This is a genomic window from Kocuria sp. CNJ-770 (genome assembly GCF_001942375.1).
Lineage (GTDB): Bacteria > Actinomycetota > Actinomycetes > Actinomycetales > Micrococcaceae > Kocuria > Kocuria oceani.
In genome coordinates, this window is record NZ_MKJW01000086.1 from 1 (window position 1) to 17,426 (window position 17,426).

Below are 17,426 nucleotides of genomic sequence, written 5' to 3' on the forward strand. Positions count from 1 at the left end.
CATTCGCGTAGCGCACAGCAGACATGGAACAAGCCTCTTTCCCGGCAGGCACGTGCCGGACGATCCGAAGGAGAAGAGCAACCCCCACAGGTGACGGGGGCCACAGTGATCCTAAGCACGGTCATGCCTCCGGCGCCACCGGCGTCCCATCGACGCGCCGCCGCTGCCTCGGCGCGCCCGCGCTCAGGACAGAGCGGTGCTCCGCAGCTCGGCCAGCCGGGCGAGCACTCCGGCCAGTTCGGCCGGGGACGCGACCCGGTGCGCCGCCGCGCTCTCACCGTTGCCCACCTTGATGCCGAGATCGTCCGGGCCGAGTTCTCGCATGGCGTTCTCGTCCGTGACGTCGTCGCCGGCGAAGAGGGTGACCTCCGCACCGGTCGCCTGCATGAACGCCGTGATGCCCTCACCCTTCGTGGCGGAGTGCACCGAGGACTCGACCACGTGCTGGCCCGGGGTGACCTTCAGCCCGTCCAGCTGCTCGAAGGCCTCGATCATCTCCTGCTCGGCGCGGGCGGACGACGCCTGGTCCGTCATCGTGCGGGTGTGGAACGCCGCCCCGGTGGGCTTCAGCTCGAGCCGGGATCCCGGGTACCGGGCCACCTGCGCCTCCACGAGTTCGGTCGCCCGGCCGAGCAGATCCTGCTGGGCCGGGGAGAGCCGCAGCTCCGAGTCCGCTGCCGCGCCTCCGAGGGCGTCGAGGTGCAGCTCGGCCCCGTGCGAGCCGGAGAGCAGCATCCGGCCGTCCGGGTCCACGACGGTGCGCAGGAAGTGCATGGGCCGCCCCGAGATGACGGCCACGTAGGTCCGGTCCAGCCCCAGCAGCTGCTCGAGGGCCGTCTGCGCCTCCGGCAGCGCCCGGCTGTCGCCGGGGTCCTCCGTGAAGGGGGCCAGGGTGCCGTCGAAGTCCAGGGCGACCAGCAGCGTCTCGGCCGCGGCCGCCCGGTCGAGAGCCTGCTCGAGCGCCGGCCGGGCGTCGTCGTGCGTGTCCGTCACTGCTCCTCCTCGGTGGTGTCGCCGGTCGTGCGGTCGGAACGGGTGCCGGCGAGGTCCCGCAGGAACGCCTCCGACCAGTCGTTGACGTCGTTGCCCAGTACCTGGCGCCGCATCGCGCGCATCCGCTTCTTCGCCTCGGCCGCCGGCATCTCCTTGGCCCGCAGCATCGCGTCCTTGAGCCCGTCGATGTCGTGCGGGTTCACCAGCAGCGCCTGCTTGAGCTGCTCGGCGGCGCCGGTGAACTCGGAGAGCACCAGGGTGCCGGACCCGTCCGTCTTCGCCGCGACGTACTCCTTGGCCACCAGGTTCATGCCGTCCCGGAGCGAGGTCACCAGCATCACGTCGGTGGCGAGGTAGAGCGCCACCATCTCCTCGAACGGATAGCCGTGGTGCAGGTACCGGATCGCGGTGTGCGAGATCGTGTCGTGCTGGCCGTTGAGATGACCCACCAGGCCCTCCACGTCCTCGCGCAGCTGGACGTAGGACTCCACCCGTTCCCGCGAGGGATTGGCCACCTGCACCAGCACCGACGGGCCGACCGTCAGCCTCCCGTCCTGCAGCAGCTCCCCGTAGGCCTTGATGCGGTGCAGAATGCCCTTGGTGTAGTCGAGCCGGTCCACCCCGAGGAAGACGGTCTCCGGATCGCCGAGCTCGTGCCGGATCTCCCGGGCGCGCTCCTTGACCTCCGGGCGCGAGGCCAGCTCCTGGATCGCCTCGGCGTCGATGGAGATCGGGTAGGACTGGGCGCGCACCGTCCAGGCGGCGTCGTCGGTGCCGAACCGGGCGCGGCCCTGCCGGAACGGCACGTCCAGGAACCGGCGCACGCAGCGCTGGAAGTTCTGGGCGTCGCCCGGGCGCTGGAAGCCGATGAGGTCGGCGCCGGAGAGCCCTTCCAGCACCGCTCGCCGCCAGGGGAGCTGCGCGAAGATCTCGAGCGGGGGGAAGGGGATGTGGTTGAAGAAGCCGATGGTCAGGTCCGGGCGCAGGTCCCGCAGCAGCTTGGGCACCAGTTGCAGCTGATAGTCCTGCACCCACACCGTGGCGTTCTGCGCGGCGACCTCGGCGGTCCGCTCCGCGAAGCGGCGGTTGACCCGGCGGTAGGTGTTCCACCAGGCGCGGTGGAACTCCGGGGGTGCGATGACGTCGTGGTAGAGCGGCCACAGGGTCGCGTTCGAGAACCCCTCGTAGTAGGCCTCGACCTCCGCGCCGGAGAGCGGGACGGGAGCCAGGTGGAAGACGTCGTGGTCGAAGCGCTCCAGAGTCTCGTCGGCCGCGCCGTGCCAGCCCACCCAGGCGCCGGTGTTGCGGGCCATCACCGGGGACAGGGCGGCCACGAGGCCGCCGGGGGAGCGGCGCCAGGAGGACGTGCCGTCCTCGACGACGCGCTCGACCGGCAGCCGGTTCGAGACCACGACGAAGTCGTAGCCGGTGTCCTGCGGGACGTCCGTGCGCGGTTCGGGCGCCTCCTCCAGATCGGCCGAGGAGGCGGTGGGGGTCTGCTCTGCACTCACGAGGGGTCCTTCCGGTGGGGCGTCATCGTCCTGCGCCCCAGTCTATTCGTCAGTGTGCTCCCCTTTCTGCCTGGGGATCTCCTGAGTCGGCGGGCCGCGAGGGGGTCCGATAATCTGAGCGACGACACGTCCGCATCCGCCCCCGAGGATTCTTCGAAGAGGACCCATGGCATCCAGCAGCACGACCCCCGACCCCCGGAACCGCGACGCCGCCCGCGAGCGCGCCCGGCAGCTCGCCGACCAGCACGCCCGCCAGGACAAGCGGTCCCGCCGGCTGCTGCAGTTCGGCATCCTCGCCCTGGTCCTCGTGATCCTCGCGGTGATCGGGGTGGTCGTGGCGCAGAACCGGGCCGAGCAGATCCCCGAGGCCGGTCCGGTGCCCGCCTCCGCCAACCAGTGGGGCGGCACCGTCCTGACCGCGGACGGCATCCGCACCGGCGAGTCGGAGGTGGACCAGCGCGATCTGGGCGAGGTCCCCGAGGCGCCGGAGACCCCGGACGACTCCGCGGTGCCGCCGGGCGTCGAGCCCGCGGGCGAGGGCGAGCCCGTGCCGGTCGTGATCTTCCAGGACTTCGAGTGCGTGCACTGCGCCGACTTCGAGACCGAGAACGGTGAGGCCCTCGAGGAGGCCGTGACGTCCGGGGACATCACCCTGGAGTACCGCAACCTCAACTTCCTGGACCGGGCCACGCCCACGCAGTACTCCTCCCGCGCCGCGGCCGCCGCCTACGAGGTGGGCAACCAGGTCTCCACGGAGCAGTACCTCGCCTTCGTCGAGGAGGTGTTCTCGCACCAGGGCAGCGGTGGCCTGGACGACGAGCAGCTCGTGGAGATCGCCGCCACGCACGGCGCGGACATCGCGACCGCGCTGGAGGAGAACACCTGGCGCCCCATGGTCAACGTGGTCTCGCAGGAGTCCCTGGCCAACGGCGTCTCCGGCACCCCGACGGTCTTCATCGACGGTGAGCGGCTCGGCAACGAGGCGTTCCAGGACGCCCTGGACGAGGCCCTGGCGGACCAGAAGTAGGTGTCCCGCCCCTCGGGGCGGAGCGGCGGCGCCGCCGCTCCGCCCGAGGGCGCAGGGATTTCGGGGTCCTCGGAGACGTCCGATATCCTGGGACCCCGGTCGCCGGGGCCGCGCGCGGCGCCCCGGGACAACCCGCCTCCTTAGCTCAGCTGGCCAGAGCACCTGTCTTGTAAACAGGGGGTCACCGGTTCGAATCCGGTAGGGGGCTCCACAGCACACGGTCGTTGCGACAGCGACCGCTCATGACGTCACATGTTGCGGCGAGGTCTCGGAGCGGGACGCCCTCTCACCGAGGCCGCCCGTGGCCCGGGCCGGCGAGGTCTGTCCGCGCGTATCGCCGACCCACGGCGACGCTGCGGGACGGTGGGGCGAACGCCCTGGTCAGCGCCCATTCAGCGGCCTCCGTCCCGCGGTGCGGGCCACGACCCCGAGCGCGCCGGTGAAGGGCCGGGAGGGCCTGTCGCCGCCATGCTGCCGCGAGCCGGAACCGTTCCGCCGCCCGCCCCGCCCACGGCCTTGAACTGTGACCCGGGACACTCCTACGGTGTTCATGCCTGTTGTCCGGGCGAGATCTCTGACCCAGGTCTGTGCACACCCACCGCTTGGCGACCCGCCGTCATGCCCATCAGGAGCAGTCATGGATCCACTGCGGAAGACCCTCGCCGGCACGGTGCTGGCCGCCCTCCTCCTCGGAGGGGCGGCCACCTCTGCGGCCGCGGGCCCGGGCGACGACGACACCGACCACGGCAGTGCGTACGGCGACGGACACCCCGACGACCGGTACGGCCACGGCGACGGGAACGATTCCGGCGACCGGTACGGCCACGGCGACGGGAGCGGCCCTGACGACGGGTACGAGAACGACCCTGACGACCGGTACGGGAACGACGACCGGTACGGGAACGACGACGGGAACGGCCACGGGGACCGGGCCGACCAGGGGGAGGACGACGAGCGCTGGTACGGCTACCACCGCTCCGACCGGGACGAGCAGCGGCACGACCATGATCGGGACCCCGACGACGAGTACCGGGACGGCGTCGGCGCGAGCACGGGTGAGGACCGCGAAGACCGTGAGGACCACTGGTACCGCTGCGAGACGCACGACCGGTGGCACTGGGTCGACCACGACGACGCGGAGAGCCGCAAGCACCACGACCGCATGCACGCCGAGGGCGAGCACCAGCACGAGAAGGAGCGCGACGACCACGACTACTGAGCCGGTCGGAGCCGCACCCGGAGGCCGTGCCGGGCCGCACCCGGGGCCGCCCGCGTCCCGCGAGGGGGCGGCTCGGCCCCGCGTCCCTCCCGGGCGGCTCGCCCGCCCCGTGGGCTCCATGACGTCCCGGGACGCCGGGCACGACCCGTCCGAGCCCGGGCCGGCCAGGCTGAGCGCCCGACGCAGCGGGATTTCAGGACACGTGGGGGCGTGGGAGCGATGCGAGGACCGGGCAGGATCACGGGGGCAGCGGTGTCGACCGCCCTGACGGCGGTACTCGTCGCGCCGGCGGACCACGACATCGACTCGGCGCACAGCCTGCAGGTCGTGGTGAACAAGCACCGGGAGCCGGACCCGGCGACGTAGGTGCCCGACCGGCTGAAGCGCGTGCAGTCCGAGCGTCTCCAGGCGACGGCGGCCGAGGCGTTCCAGCGGATGACGCGCGCCGCCAGGGCGGACGGCGTGCACATCGTGCCGGTGAGCGGTCACCGCTCCCACGCCGAGCAGGCGAGCCTCTACGACAGCTACGTCCAGCAGCACGGCCAGGAGACGGCGGACACGATCGCCGCCCGCCCGGGCCACAGCGAGCACCAGACCGGGCTCGTGATGGACGTCGGCAGCGCCGACGGCGAGTGTGCCCTGCAGGACTGCTTCGAGGGAACCCCGGTGGGGGACTGGGCGCGGAAGAACGCCCATCGTCACGGCTTCGTCGTCTTCTGCCCCGAGGACCGGCAGGAGTGGACCGGCTACGCCTACGAGCCCTGGCACCTGCGCTACGTCGGGCTGCAGCTCGTGGCCGAGCTGCAGGCGGACGCCGCCGCGGAGGGATCCGCCGAGCTGGACACCCTCGAGGAGTACTTCGGACTGGGGCCCGCCCCGGACCACCCCGCCGGCCGACGCCCGCCGCCCCCCGGCGCGTCGCCGCCGGGTTCACCTCCCCGGACGGCGGCCGCGGGGACAATGTGTGCGACCCCCCTCCGCACCCCCCCATCGGAGCGCCTCTGTGATGTCCGTCGGCAGCCCCCGCCCGCCCCTGCCCGCCGCTGCGGCCGCCCTGCTCACGATCCTCGCCCTCGTCCTGCTGCCGGCCGCTCCGGCGCGCGCGGCGGAGACACCGGAGCCCGGCGCCCCGTACCTGGGCGCGGTGCTGGACTGGGGCACCGACTCCGCCGCGGGGTACGCCGACCGGCTCGGTGAGCCGGCCGCGGTCTACGGGAGGCCGGTGCCGCTGCCGATGGACGACCGGGAGCAGGGCTACCTGCGGCACTTCCTGTCCCAGGTCGCCGAGCAGGGCGGGCACGCCCTGCTCACCGTCCGCCCCGACATCGCGCTGGACCGGGTGGACGAGGCGCAGGCCGCCGTTCTCGCCGGGCAGCTGGCCGACGTCACGCGCGACTTCGACGGCACGGTGTTCGTCCGGTTCGCGCCGCAGATGAACGCGTCCTGGGTGCCGTGGGGCCAGCAGCCCGAGGCCTACACCCAGGCGTTCCGGGCCGTGGCGGCCGCGCTGGACGACCGGCTCGAGGACCCCGTGCTGGTGTGGTCGCCCACGGTCGGGACCGACTACCCGTTCCGCGCGCCCACGTCCTCCGCCCCGGAGGGGGCGGACCTCGCGACCCTCGACACCGACGGGAACGGGGTCTGGGACCGGGACGACGACGCCTACGGCCCCTACTACCCGGGCGACGACGTCGTGGACTGGGTGGGGCTGTCCGCCTACCACGACGAGACCGGCAGCGGTGAGGCTCGCAACACCGTCCCGGACCCGGACGAGTTCAGCACGCTGCTGGGCGGGGCCGGCCAGGGGGCCTCGGACGGCTTCTACGCCGTCTACGCCGCCGCCCGCGACAAACCGCTCATGGTGGAGACGGGGTCCTTCTGGAGCCCGGAGGCGGGCGGCCCCTCCGCGCTCGAGGTCAAGGCCCCGTGGTGGGACCAGGTGCTCGCGGCGGCCTCCTCCGAGGCCTACGACCGGATCGGCGCGGTCGTGTGGAACGAGACCGTCGAGGAGCGTGCGGGCGGGGCGGTCGCGGTCGACTGGCGCTCCACCGCCGATCCCGCCCTCGCCGACGCCTTCCGGGAGCGCGTGCAGGCCTCCTCCCTCGTGGCGGGGCCGGTGACCGAGCAGGCGGCGCTGCCGGGCGCGGCCCCCTCCGCCCCGGGGATCGTCCTGCGGGGGCCCGTCGCGTGGGGCGCGGCGGCGGCCGTCCTCGGCGCCGGACTGCTCCTGTGCCTGCTGCCCCGGACGCGGTCCGTGCGGGCCTGGCGCTACGCCGAGCCCTCGTCCCGGGACAGCCGGATCGACATGCTGCGCGGCGTCGCGATCGTCTTCGTCGTCGTCAACCACGTGGGCCTCACCTCCCTGTTCCAGTCGCTCACGCAGGAGGCCGTGGGCGTCGTCTCGGGGGCGGAGCTGTTCGTCCTGCTCTCCGGGGCCGTGCTGGGCATGGTCTACGGGCCCCGGGTCCGCGGCGAGCTCGGCGAGGTGGTGGACCGCACCACCGCACGGGCGTGGAAGCTCTACGTGACCGCCCTGGTCGTGGTGCTCCTCGTCTACGCGCTCAGCAGGATCCCCGTCCTGGAGTCGGGAGCCGTCACCACGTTCACGGACCAGGGCACCGGGGCCGCCGGGGCCGGGGCCGCCGGCAGCACGTACGACCTCTATGCGGGCATGGACGGGCTGTTCGCCTTCCCCGTCCAGGCCCACCTGATCCCCGCCGTGCTCCTGCTGCAGGTGGGGCCGTGGCAGTTCAACATCATGGGGCTGTACGTGGTCCTGATCCTGGTGAGCCCCCTGGTGCTGGCCGCGCTGGCCCGCGGCCGGGCCTGGCTGGTCCTGCTGATCAGCGCCGGGCTCTACGCCGTCGGCACGGTCTTCCGGATCCGGCTCCTGCCCTCCCAGTTCGAGGACTCGTTCCCCCTGCTCGTGTGGCAGGTGCTGTTCGTGCTCGGCATGGTGGCCGGGTTCTACCGGCGGCAGCTCGTCGGCTGGTTCGCCGACCGGCGCCGACGGCCGCTGCTGGTCGCCTGCCTGCTGCTCGCGGTGGCCCTCGCCCTGTTCTCCTGGTCCGGTCCCTACGCCAGCAACAGCTACGACGTCCGGCTGGACCTGCTGCCGGAGGCGGTCTTCCGCGCCGTCTACGACGGCTACTTCGGGCGGACGTACCTGGGGATCGGCCGGTTGGTCAACGTGCTCCTGGTGGTCGTGGCGGGCTACGCCCTGCTCAGCGCCTACTGGGCGGTGCTCCGGCGTGCGCTGGGCTGGTTCCTCATCCCGCTGGGCCGGGCCAGCCTCTACGTCTTCGTCATGCACGTGTTCCTGATCCTGGCCGTGACGAACATCCCGGTGCTCCGGCAGGGCGAGCTCTGGGTCAACACCCTGGCCTACGTCGCCGTCCTTGGCCTGCTGTGGGTCATGGTCCGGACCCGGTTCCTCTTCGGGATCGTCCCCCGCTGAGGACCGTCCGCTCCGCGGGCGACGGCGCGGACGCCACCGGCCGGCGGGTGGAGAGCGGCTCGGGCGGAGGGCCGCTCAGGCGGCGGGGCCCTCCTGGCGGAGCCGCCGCAGCACCACCACCGTGGCGTCGCCCGGGTGCCCGGGCCGGCGGGCGAAGCCGATGGCCCGGTCCACGAGCTCCTGCGCGGCCATCCCGGCGGGATCCGCCCGCAGGACCTGGTCCAGGGTCTCCTCGAGGGAGGGGAAGAAGTCCAGGAGCCCGTCACTGACGACCACGAGTGTCTCGCCCGGCTGCAGCACGGTGCGGTGGGTGTCCCACGAGTCGTCCGGGAAGACGCCCAGCGGCGGGCCCGAACGCTCCAGCCGCCGGTGCCCGCCGGCGGTGAGGACGAACGCGAGGCCGTGCCCGGCGTCGACGTGGTCGAGCCGTCCCGTGGCCGGGGCGAGGCGGGCGGAGAACGCGGTGACGAACCCCCCGGTGTCGCTCAGCAGGTCCGCCGAGGCGGCGGCGACCCGCGCGCCCGGTGCGGGTGGCCGGCGCAGAAGCGCACGTGCGGGTCCCGGCGGACGAACACGTTCCCGCGGAAACGGTCGTCGGCGGTCGCATCTGGCACGTCGGGAGCCACGCCTTCCACCCTGTGCAACGGCCGGACCCCCGCAGGACGCGGCAGTCCCCGAAGGTGTCCCGCGCCACACCACGTCATGACGATCACGAATGCAAATGGCCGTGTAGCGTGAGCTCCACCGACCGGCCCGGTCGGGTTCCTCCACCCAGGACCGCGCAGAGGAGTCACCCATGACAGCCCTGTTCCTCCCGTCGCGCGGCCGGCGCACCGGGACCGTCTGCGCGGCGCTGCTCGCGCTCGCCCTGACCGGGTGCTCGGAGGACCCGGGCGACCCGGCCCCTCCCACGGCGGCGACCTCCGCCGGAACCTCCGGGGCGGAGACGTCCGGGGCAGCGACCTCCGGGGCGGCGGACCCCGGGGCGGCTGCGTCCGGGGCCGCGAGCGACCCTGCGGCGTCGGGAACCCCGGAGCCCGGCACCGCCGGGCAGGAGAGTCCCGCTCCCTCGGGCAACGACGTGGCCCCCTACGACGACACCGCCACCCGGGACGCCGCCGCCGCGTTCGGGACCACCCAGCAGCTCACCGGCTCCCTGGCGGGGACGGTGGAGGGGCCGCGACCGGCGACCACGGGGCAGCGCCCGGTCCGTGCCGCTCCCGGCACCCCGGTGCAGGTGTTCACCGTGACCCTCACCAACACGGGCACCGACCCGGTCGACGCGGTGCCCTGGTCCTTCCCGGTGGCCGTCGTGGGCGACGAGCCCGCGGTGCCCGCCTACGACGAGTCGCTCGGCGTGCGGATGGAGACCTTCCCGACCATCGCCCCCGGCGGATCGGCCTCGCTGGACGTCGCCTTCAGCGCGGCGCCCGACGCCGACCTGGCCGTGCGGGTCTTCGACAACACCACCCCCGACCACTACGTCGAGTTCACCGACTGACCCCAGCGAGGGACCCCATGAAGATCTCAGCTCTGCGCATCCCCGCCGCCCTCGCGGCCTGCTTCGCCGTCGTCCTCGCCGGCGCCCCCGGTGCGTCCGCGGCTCCGCCGTCCCCCGCGCCCGGCGTGGCAACGGCTCCCGCGGCAACGGCCCCCTCGGCAACGGATCCTGTGGCAACGGACGGGACCGCGGCGGCCGCCGCCACGGCGGCGCCGCTCGATCCGGTCGACGACGCGGTGGCCACGGCCGGCCCGGGGCGCACGGCCGCCGTGGACGTCCTGGCCAACGACGGGCTCCAGGACCCCGCCCAGGTGCGGCTGCTGCTCGTGGACCCCTCCGCCCCCCGGGGCGCGGACGCGCTCGCGGACGAGCTGCGCACGGCCGCCGGGTCGCTGCGCGTCATCACCCCGGGCACGGCGCCCGCGGAGCTGCCCGAGGGCTGGCTGCCGCCCGAGCACCCCGTGCTCGCCCTGACACCGGCCGAGGACGCACCGGCCGGTGCCGTGGAGGTCGGCTACGCCGTGCGCGACGCCACGGGCGCCGAGGCCCGCGCGGTGCTCACCGTGACCCCGGAGGCTCCCGGAGACCCGTCCGGAGAGCCGGAGACCGCGACCGTGCCCACAGCGGAGCCGACGACCGTGCCCACGGCGGAGCCGACGACCTCGCCCACGGCGGAGCCGTCGGCCGTGCCCACGGCCGACCCCGGAGCCGAAGCGTCCGCGGGAAGCCGTGCCGCCGCTGCGGATCCCGAGGCGGACGCCGCCGTCCCGGCCGAGGTCCGGCAGGCGATGGAGGCGGCCGCCGCTCGCGAGGCGGCCCGGACCGGTGAGCCGAGCGCCGCGATGCGACCGGTGGCGGGCGGCTGGGAGTGGCCGCACGCCAACGGCGTCGTGCTGTGGTCGGAGGGCCACGGAGCGCACTACGTGCATGTGCGGTCGCCCCTCGGGCAGAAGTGGGTCGCCGGGGGCGAGGTCGCCGGCCTCGGCTACCCCGTCAACGACGAGGTGTGCGGAATGGTCGGGGGCGGGTGCCGGCAGACGTACTCCAAGGGACGCTCGATCTACTGGAGCCCGGGCACGGGAGCGAAGCTGGTGCACCTGACGGGTGCGATCGGGCAGAAGTGGGGCCGGTACAGCTGGGAGCGCGGAGCCTGGGCTACCCGGTCGGCGATCAGATCTGCGGGATGGCCGGGGGCGGGTGCCGGCAGACGTTCTCCAACGGGCGCTCGATCTACTGGAGCCCCGCCACCGGGGCGCGGATCGTGCGTCTGCAGAGCGACGTCGGGCGCAAGTGGGGCTGGCACGGCTGGGAGCGCGGGGCCCTCGGCTATCCGACCGGCGACTACGTGCCCCAGGGCCGGACCGCCGCGTACCAGAAGTTCCGCCACGGCATCGTCACGTGGAACGCCTCGTCCGGCACCCGGGTCCACATGTTCCGCGGGGAGTGCCAGAACCTCAACAACGGCCGCTCGGTGCAGCCGACCCGCAACGCGGGGCGGGTGTCCCTGACCATCGCCGAGGGCTACGGCCGGTCCGAGGCCACGTTCGTCAACTGCGTGCGGATCGGCGGCAGCTACGTCGAGGAGTGGCGCACGTCCGCCTACGTGGGCGCCAGCGGCTTCAAGCGCCCGGGGGTCCCCTCCGGGCACACGCAGTACCTCTACTCGCCGCAGGGCTCGTACTCGGTCACGGAGTCCTTCGGGGTCTACAACCCCGGCACCGCGCTGCCCTACCGCCCGCTCAACCCGAACTCCCGGTGGGGCGGGCGCCTGGGCACCCTGTACAACAAGTACTTCGAGTCCACCGGCTACACCTGGCCGGACGAGAACATGTGGTACTTCGCGCAGTCCGGCGACTACCGGCTGGGCGTCGTCATCAACTACAACCGCCCGCCCGACTCGCCGATCGTCCAGGGCAACGGCTTCGCGATCTTCCTGCACGCCAACAAGAAGCCCACCGCCGGGTGCATCGCCCTGCACGAGCACGAGGTCGCCCGGTACATGCGCACCGCGCGGCCCGGTGACCGGATCATCATGGGCGTCCGGGCGGACCTGTTCCGCTGACCGGCCGAGGCCGGGGACCCGGCCACGGACGGACGGGGGGACCGCGCGCCGCGCGGTCCCCCCGTCCGTCCGTGCAGGACCCGGTCTACTCGACCGTCTCCTCCACGCGGGCCTGCCCGCGCCGGCCGAAGGCCCACAGCAGCAGCTCGCTGGGCACGGCGCGCAGCACCCGCACCGTGCCGGTCCGGCCCCGGCCCCCGCGCACGGCGCCGTAGGAGGGCGCGATGAGCACCACGGTGTCGTCCTCGTCCTTGAGCATGACCTTGGCCATGAGGCTCAGGCCCTGCCACAGCGCCTGCTCCTCGTCGTGCAGCAGCGGGCGGTCGTGCCACTCGGGCTGGGCGCGGCGGGCGTCCTCGTGGTGGACGAAGAACTCCACGGTGTTCATCCGCTTGTCCAGCGGGCCCAGCCGCGCCGGGGAGTACAGCGGCGGGTGCTCGACCTTGCGCACGAGCTCCTCCCACGGCTGCCCGGCCACGGCCTCCTCGGCGCGCCGGGCCCGGTCGCGCAGCACCGGCACCCGGGACAGGGCCCGGCCGGCCAGGACGTCGGGCCGCCCGTCGCGCAGCACGAGGTGCACGGCGAGGTCACGGGTGGTCCAGCCCTCGCACAGGGTGGGGGCGTCGGGGCCCAGGCGGCGCAGGAGCGCGGCGAGGTGCCGGCGCTCGACATTGGCGAAATTGGTCACGTGGTTCCTCCTCGTGGCCCGCCGACGGTCGGCGGTGCCGTCCCGGGGACCACGCTATACCGGGGCTCCGGGACCCGGAACCGCCCGCGCCGCGGCTCAGCCGCGGGGGACCGGCGGGCCCAGGTGGAGCAGCACCGAGGTCAGGGCCGCCACCGCGACCAGGCCCACCAGGGTCGCCAGCAGCGGGCTGCGCAGGGACCACGCCTGCAGCCGCTCCGGCACGGTGGCGGGGCGCTCACCGCCCGGGGCCAGGCGCCAGCCGCCGGCCAGCCGCCCGGAGCGCTGCGCGCGGCGCTCGAAGGGGATTGTGGCCCAGGGCACCACGGCACTGGCCAGGCCGAGCACGCCGAAGCCCACCGGCCACCGCTGGTCCACCCACACGAAGCACGTCACCAGGCAGTAGCCGAGGAACACGATCCCGTGCAGCATCCCGAAGACCGGGACGAGGGCCTCGGAGACCCCCGTGTACTTCAGCACCATGCCGAGGATCAGCAGGGTCCAGGTCACCGCCTCGGCGAGGGCGAAGCGGCCGTAGAGCTCACGGGGCGTCATGGGGGTGCTCTCCTGCAGGTCGGGTGCGGCGGGGTCCCGTCGGGATCCCGGGACGGAGGAGGGACCGGCGCGGGGCGCCGCGCGGGCGTCCCGGGGCCCCGCAGGGCCTCCTCGCGGCCGCCCCGCGGGGCCGGGTGCCCTGGCTCGCGGGCCCGCCCGTCCTCCGTCTTCTGGATGATATCGGCGTCCCGCGGGCCCCGCCGCATCGGCGGGCCCGCCCCCGCCGAGGCGTCCGGCACCCTCCCCGCCCCGTCCGGGAGGGTGCCGGCAGGAGATTGCACGCCCATGCGACGCTCCGTGAAGTGGATCACGACAACCCCTGGTAAAACCACACGAACTCACATAAACTCAAAGGAACGCAGGGCCCCTGCGTCGTCGCAGTTCGTGAGGTGGATGTCATGTTCGCAGAGGAACGCCAGGCCGAGATCGCCGCGCTGGTGGGCACGACCCGCCGGGTCAACGGCGCCGAGCTGGCGCGCCGTTTCGACGTCACCATGGAGACGGTCCGCCGCGACCTCGCCGCGCTGGAGGCCGCCGGCCGGCTCCGGCGGGTGCACGGGGGCGCGGTCTCCGTGGACCAGTCCACCTCCGACGAGAAGGCCATCCACTCGCGCCAGCACCTCAACACGCCCGAGAAGCGGCGCATCGCGGAGGCCGCCTTCACCCTGCTACGCAACAGCGGGGCCGGCGCGGTCGTCCTCGACGCCGGCAGCACGGTCGAGGCGCTGGCCGACCTCATCGTCCGGACCGACTCCAGCCTGGCCGACGGGCAGGAGCAGCTGATCATCACCCACGCCCTGCACATCGCGGCCAAGCTGGCCGACGCCAACGGCATCGGCCTCGAGCTCGTGGGCGGGCGGGTCCGCAAGCTCACCTGGGCCGCCGCCGGCGGCCGGGCCGCGGAGCACTACACCCGGCTGCGCCCCGACCTCGCGTTCGTGGGCTGCAACGGGATCCACGCCACGTTCGGGCTGAGCACCCCCGATCCCATCGAGGCGGTCGTCAAGACCGCCATCATCCAGACCTCCCGGCGGGTCGTGGTCCTCTGCGACTCCGCCAAGCACGACCAGGAGACCCTCATGCGCTTCGCGTCCCTCGAGGACATCGACACCCTCATCACCGACCGGGCCCCCGGCCCCGAGCTGGCCGCCGCCCTCGAGGAGGCCGACGTCGAGGTGATCGTCGCGTGATCCTCACCGTCACCCTCAACCCCTCCCTCGACCGCACCGTGGAGCTGCCCTCCCCGCTGCGCCGCGGCGCCGTCCAGCGCGCCGCCGGCGCCCGGCAGGACGCCGGGGGCAAGGGCGTGAACATCTCCCGGGCCCTGCGCGTGAGCGGGGTCCCGACCCTGGCCGTGCTGCCCGGGGACCCCGGCGACCCGCTGCTGGCCGAGCTCGCCGCCGCGCAGGTCCCCTACGAGACCGTCCCGGCGGGGGCGCCGATCCGCTCGAACATCACGATCACCGAGCCCGACGGCACCACCACCAAGATCAACGCCCCCGGCACGCCGCTGCTCCCCGAGCACCTCGACGCGGTGGTGGAGCTGCTGGTGCGGCACGGGGCGGACGCCTCCTGGGTGGTCCTGGCCGGCTCGCTGCCGCCGGGCGCCCCCGAGGACGTCTACGCGCGGATCGTCCGCGGGGTCCGCTCGGCCCTGGGCGGGCGGGCGCCCCGGTTCGCCGTGGACACCTCCGGGGCCGCCCTCCGGGGCGCCACCGCCGCCGACGACGCCCTGCCCGACCTCATCAAGCCCAACGGCGAGGAGCTCGCCGAGCTGGTGGGGACGCACGACGGCGAGGAGCTCGAGGCCGCTCCCGAGCTCGCCGCCGCGACCGCCGCCGCCCTCGTGGCGCGCGGCCTGGGCGCGGTGCTGACCACCCTCGGCGCCGGCGGAGCGGTGCTCACCGCGGCCGAGGGCTCCTGGCACGCCGTCCACGAACCCGTGGCGGTGCGCTCTACCGTGGGCGCCGGCGACAGCTCGCTCTCGGGCTACCTCATCGCCCAGGAGCGCGGCGACGCGCCGCCGGAGTGCCTGCGGCAGGCCGTGGCCTCCGGCTCCGCGGCGGCGGCCCTGCCGGGGACCCGCGTCCCGTCCCTTCCCGAGACCACTCCCGAGGCGGTCACCGTGCGCGAGCTCTCCGTGCGCGCGGCCGCCGACTGACCCGTTCCACCTCATCCGCTCCACCTGAACCGCTCCACCTGAACTGCTCCAGCTCATCCGCACCACCCGGGCACCGACCCGGCCGCTCAAGGAGGACACCGTGTCCGAGCTCATCACCCCCGACCTGGTCTCGCTCGACCAAGACCTGGGAGGGGACAAGGAAACCGTCATCGGCCAGCTGGCCGCCCTGGTGCAGCGCACCGGGCGCGCCGAGCAGCTGGACGGGCTGCTGGCCGACGCCATCGCCCGGGAGAACAAGACCGCCACCGGCATCCCCGGCGGCATCGCCATCCCGCACTGCCGCTCCGCGGCCGTCACGGAGCCGACCCTCGTCATGGCCCGCCTGGCCGAGGGCGTCCCCTGGGGCGCCAAGGACGGCCCCGCCGACATCGTCTTCTTCATCGCGGCGCCCGAGGGCGCCGATCAGACCCACCTGAAGCTGCTGGCCAAGCTCGCCCGCTCGCTCATGAAGAAGGACTTCGTCGCCTCCCTGCGCTCGGCCCGCTCCGAGCAGGAGATCGTGCGGATCGTCGACGACGCGCTGGACCTGAGCCCGGCCCCCGAGGACGGCGCGGCCGCCACCGCCACCGCCGGCTCCACGGCCGCCGCGGCGGTCCCGGCCTCCGTCGAGTCCCGGCCCGGGACGCAGGACGCGCCGGCCACGGCGGAGCCGACCGGGAGCGCGCCGGCCCCCGGAGCGTCGGCGCGCCGGAGGATCGTGGCCGTCACGGCCTGCCCCACCGGCATCGCCCACACCTACATGGCCGCGGACGGGCTGACCTACGCGGCCGAGGAGATGGGCGTCGACCTGCAGGTCGAGACCCAGGCTCCGCAGGCTTCACCAAGCTCGACCCGGCCACGATCGCCGCGGCCGACGCGGTGATCTTCGCCACCGACGTCGACGTCCGGGACCGCTCCCGCTTCGCCGGCAAGCCCTACGTCGCCTCCCCGGTCAAGCGCGGCATCGACGAGCCCAAGGTCATGATCGAGGAGGCGCTGGCCAACGCCGAGAACCCGAACGCCAAGCGCGTGCAGGGGGCCGCCGGCAGCGCCGACGAGGCCGAGGCCTCCGGCGGCCGCGAGGGCTGGGGGACCCGCATCCGCAAGGCCGTGATGACCGGCGTGAGCTACATGATCCCGTTCGTGGCCGCGGGCGGTCTGCTCATCGCGCTGGGCTTCATGGTCGCCGGCGCGGACATCGCCAACATCGCCGACGACGTCCTGACGGGCTCCACCATCTGGAGCCTGGGCGAGTTCACCCTCGCCCAGTACATCGGGGCCGTGCTGTTCAAGATGGGCTCCCTCGCGATCGGGCTGCTGGTCCCGGCGCTGGCCGGCTACATCGCCTACGGCCTGGCCGACCGGCCGGGCATCGCCCCCGGCTTCGCCGCGGGCCTGGTCGCCAACTTCATGGGCGCCGGCTTCCTCGGCGGCATCGTGGGCGGCCTGTTGGCGGGCCTCGCCGCCTACTGGCTGGCGCAGCCGCGGCTGCCGCGCTGGCTCGGCTCCCTGATGCCGGTGGTCATCATCCCGCTGCTGGCGACCCTGTTCTCCTCGGGGCTGCTGCTCCTGGTCCTGGGCGGACCGATCGCCACGTTCATGGCCTGGCTCACCGAGTGGCTCAACGGCATGACCGGCGCCAGCGCGCTGGCGCTCGGCGCGATCCTCGGCCTCATGATGGGCGCGGACCTGGGCGGGCCGATCAACAAGGTGGCCTACACCTTCGCCGCCGCCGGCCTGGGCGCCGCGACCGTCGCCAACACCGCCCCGCAGGAGATCATGGCCGCCGTCATCGCCGCCGGCATGGTCCCGCCGCTGGGCCTGGCCCTGGCCTCGCTCGTGGCCAAGCGCTACTTCACCGTGGCCGAGCAGGAGAACGGCAAGGCCGCCTGGCTGCTGGGCGCGTCCTTCATCTCCGAGGGCGCCATTCCCTTCGCCGCGGCCGACCCGCTGCGCGTGCTGCCCTCCACCATGGTGGGCGGTGCCGTGGCCGGGGCGATCTCCCTGAGCTCCGGGGCGCTCTCCCCGGCGCCGCACGGCGGCGTGTGGATCCTGCCGCTCATCGGCAACCCGCTGATGTTCCTGCTCTCGGTGGTTGTCGGTACGGTGGTCACAGCAGGCATCGTCGTCGCCCTGAAGCACGTGGGCGGCGCGCACGGGCGAGTGGCGGACGCCACCCGCTCGCGCGAGGACGCGGCCGCCGTGCCGACCACCGCCTGAGCGACGCGCACGGGCCCCGGCCGGGGCCCGTGCGC

14 protein-coding genes, 1 tRNA gene and 2 pseudogenes are annotated in these 17,426 nt (G+C 74.0%); 11 read left to right on the top strand and 6 right to left on the bottom strand.

What is annotated here, in order from left to right:
* Positions 1 to 183: 183 nt before the first annotated feature.
* Both otsB and BJF77_RS07350 read right to left on the bottom strand, forming a co-directional pair.
* Entirely contained in the window at positions 184 to 993 is an 810-nt protein-coding gene (gene otsB, locus BJF77_RS07345; RefSeq protein WP_075871735.1) for a trehalose-phosphatase, read from the bottom strand.
* A complete protein-coding gene (locus BJF77_RS07350) occupies positions 990 to 2,504 on the bottom strand; it encodes a trehalose-6-phosphate synthase (protein ID WP_369821371.1) in 1,515 nt (504 codons plus the stop codon). Before BJF77_RS07350 ends, otsB begins: the two co-directional genes overlap by 4 nt.
* A gap of 166 nt (positions 2,505 to 2,670) precedes the next feature.
* On the opposite strand from BJF77_RS07350, the gene BJF77_RS07355 reads away from it, so the two are divergent.
* From BJF77_RS07355 to opgC, 5 genes are all read left to right on the top strand, one after another.
* Positions 2,671 to 3,531: a DsbA family protein gene (locus BJF77_RS07355; protein ID WP_075871736.1), complete on the top strand. Its 861-nt coding sequence runs from the start codon at positions 2,671 to 2,673 to the stop codon at positions 3,529 to 3,531.
* Between the two features lie 134 nt (positions 3,532 to 3,665).
* Positions 3,666 to 3,742, top strand: a tRNA-Thr gene (locus tag BJF77_RS07360).
* A 426-nt stretch (positions 3,743 to 4,168) separates the two neighbouring features.
* Positions 4,169 to 4,750 (top strand): hypothetical protein, encoded by a 582-nt coding sequence (locus BJF77_RS20480; RefSeq protein WP_075871737.1) that lies wholly within the window; start codon positions 4,169 to 4,171, stop codon positions 4,748 to 4,750.
* 387 nt (positions 4,751 to 5,137) lie between these two features.
* A complete protein-coding gene (locus BJF77_RS21530; protein WP_255396173.1) occupies positions 5,138 to 5,947 on the top strand; it encodes a D-alanyl-D-alanine carboxypeptidase family protein in 810 nt (269 codons plus the stop codon).
* Positions 5,832 to 8,207 (top strand): OpgC domain-containing protein, encoded by a 2,376-nt coding sequence (opgC, locus tag BJF77_RS07375; RefSeq protein WP_255396177.1) that lies wholly within the window; start codon positions 5,832 to 5,834, stop codon positions 8,205 to 8,207. Before BJF77_RS21530 ends, opgC begins: the two co-directional genes overlap by 116 nt.
* Before the next feature lie 75 nt (positions 8,208 to 8,282).
* Here opgC and BJF77_RS07380 read toward each other — a convergent pair whose 3' ends face one another.
* Positions 8,283 to 9,005, bottom strand: coding sequence for a PP2C family protein-serine/threonine phosphatase (locus tag BJF77_RS07380; protein WP_083665018.1), 723 nt, complete (start codon positions 9,003 to 9,005; stop codon positions 8,283 to 8,285).
* On the opposite strand from BJF77_RS07380, the gene BJF77_RS07385 reads away from it, so the two are divergent.
* Positions 9,004 to 9,708: a hypothetical protein gene (locus tag BJF77_RS07385; RefSeq protein WP_075871741.1), complete on the top strand. Its 705-nt coding sequence runs from the start codon at positions 9,004 to 9,006 to the stop codon at positions 9,706 to 9,708. The genes BJF77_RS07380 and BJF77_RS07385 overlap by 2 nt on opposite strands.
* Before the next feature lie 514 nt (positions 9,709 to 10,222).
* Here BJF77_RS07385 and BJF77_RS20805 read toward each other — a convergent pair.
* Entirely contained in the window at positions 10,223 to 10,402 is a 180-nt protein-coding gene (locus BJF77_RS20805; RefSeq protein WP_075871743.1) for a hypothetical protein, read from the bottom strand.
* 319 nt (positions 10,403 to 10,721) lie between these two features.
* Between BJF77_RS20805 and BJF77_RS22550 the strand changes: the two are divergent.
* Both BJF77_RS22550 and BJF77_RS07405 read left to right on the top strand, forming a co-directional pair.
* Positions 10,722 to 10,796 (top strand): annotated as a pseudogene (locus BJF77_RS22550) (hypothetical protein); the annotation flags it as partial.
* A 32-nt stretch (positions 10,797 to 10,828) separates the two neighbouring features.
* The gene (locus tag BJF77_RS07405) at positions 10,829 to 11,770 is read left to right on the top strand and encodes a L,D-transpeptidase family protein (RefSeq protein ID WP_075871744.1); all 942 of its coding nucleotides are present in this window, start codon (positions 10,829 to 10,831) and stop codon (positions 11,768 to 11,770) included.
* A gap of 85 nt (positions 11,771 to 11,855) precedes the next feature.
* On the opposite strand, the gene BJF77_RS07410 is transcribed toward BJF77_RS07405, so the two are convergent.
* Both BJF77_RS07410 and BJF77_RS07415 read right to left on the bottom strand, forming a co-directional pair.
* Positions 11,856 to 12,458 (bottom strand): TIGR03085 family metal-binding protein, encoded by a 603-nt coding sequence (locus BJF77_RS07410; protein ID WP_047802079.1) that lies wholly within the window; start codon positions 12,456 to 12,458, stop codon positions 11,856 to 11,858.
* Positions 12,459 to 12,554: 96 nt separating this feature from the next.
* The gene (locus BJF77_RS07415; protein WP_075871745.1) at positions 12,555 to 13,010 is read right to left on the bottom strand and encodes a DUF3817 domain-containing protein; all 456 of its coding nucleotides are present in this window, start codon (positions 13,008 to 13,010) and stop codon (positions 12,555 to 12,557) included.
* 398 nt (positions 13,011 to 13,408) lie between these two features.
* On the opposite strand from BJF77_RS07415, the gene BJF77_RS07420 reads away from it, so the two are divergent.
* From BJF77_RS07420 to BJF77_RS07430, 3 genes and pseudogenes are all read left to right on the top strand, one after another.
* Positions 13,409 to 14,200, top strand: a complete 792-nt coding sequence (locus BJF77_RS07420; RefSeq protein ID WP_047802077.1) for a DeoR/GlpR family DNA-binding transcription regulator — start codon at positions 13,409 to 13,411, stop codon at positions 14,198 to 14,200.
* Complete coding sequence (locus BJF77_RS07425) at positions 14,197 to 15,171, top strand: 1-phosphofructokinase family hexose kinase (RefSeq protein ID WP_075871746.1); 975 nt, start codon at positions 14,197 to 14,199, stop codon at positions 15,169 to 15,171. The genes BJF77_RS07420 and BJF77_RS07425 overlap by 4 nt, the downstream gene beginning before the upstream one ends.
* A gap of 100 nt (positions 15,172 to 15,271) precedes the next feature.
* Positions 15,272 to 17,391, top strand: a pseudogene (locus BJF77_RS07430) (fructose-specific PTS transporter subunit EIIC).
* Positions 17,392 to 17,426 lie beyond the last annotated feature (35 nt).

Bases quoted from the DNA above. Each gene is read 5' to 3' on its own strand.
- BJF77_RS07355 (WP_075871736.1), top strand. From the start codon at position 2,671: ATGGCATCCAGCAGCACGACCCCCGACCCCCGGAACCGCGACGCCGCC.
- BJF77_RS20480 (WP_075871737.1), top strand. From the start codon at position 4,169: ATGGATCCACTGCGGAAGACCCTCGCCGGCACGGTGCTGGCCGCCCTC.
- BJF77_RS07385 (WP_075871741.1), top strand. From the start codon at position 9,004: ATGACAGCCCTGTTCCTCCCGTCGCGCGGCCGGCGCACCGGGACCGTC.
- BJF77_RS07380 (WP_083665018.1), bottom strand. From the start codon at position 9,005: ATGGGTGACTCCTCTGCGCGGTCCTGGGTGGAGGAACCCGACCGGGCC.
- BJF77_RS07415 (WP_075871745.1), bottom strand. From the start codon at position 13,010: ATGACGCCCCGTGAGCTCTACGGCCGCTTCGCCCTCGCCGAGGCGGTG.
- BJF77_RS07420 (WP_047802077.1), top strand. From the start codon at position 13,409: ATGTTCGCAGAGGAACGCCAGGCCGAGATCGCCGCGCTGGTGGGCACG.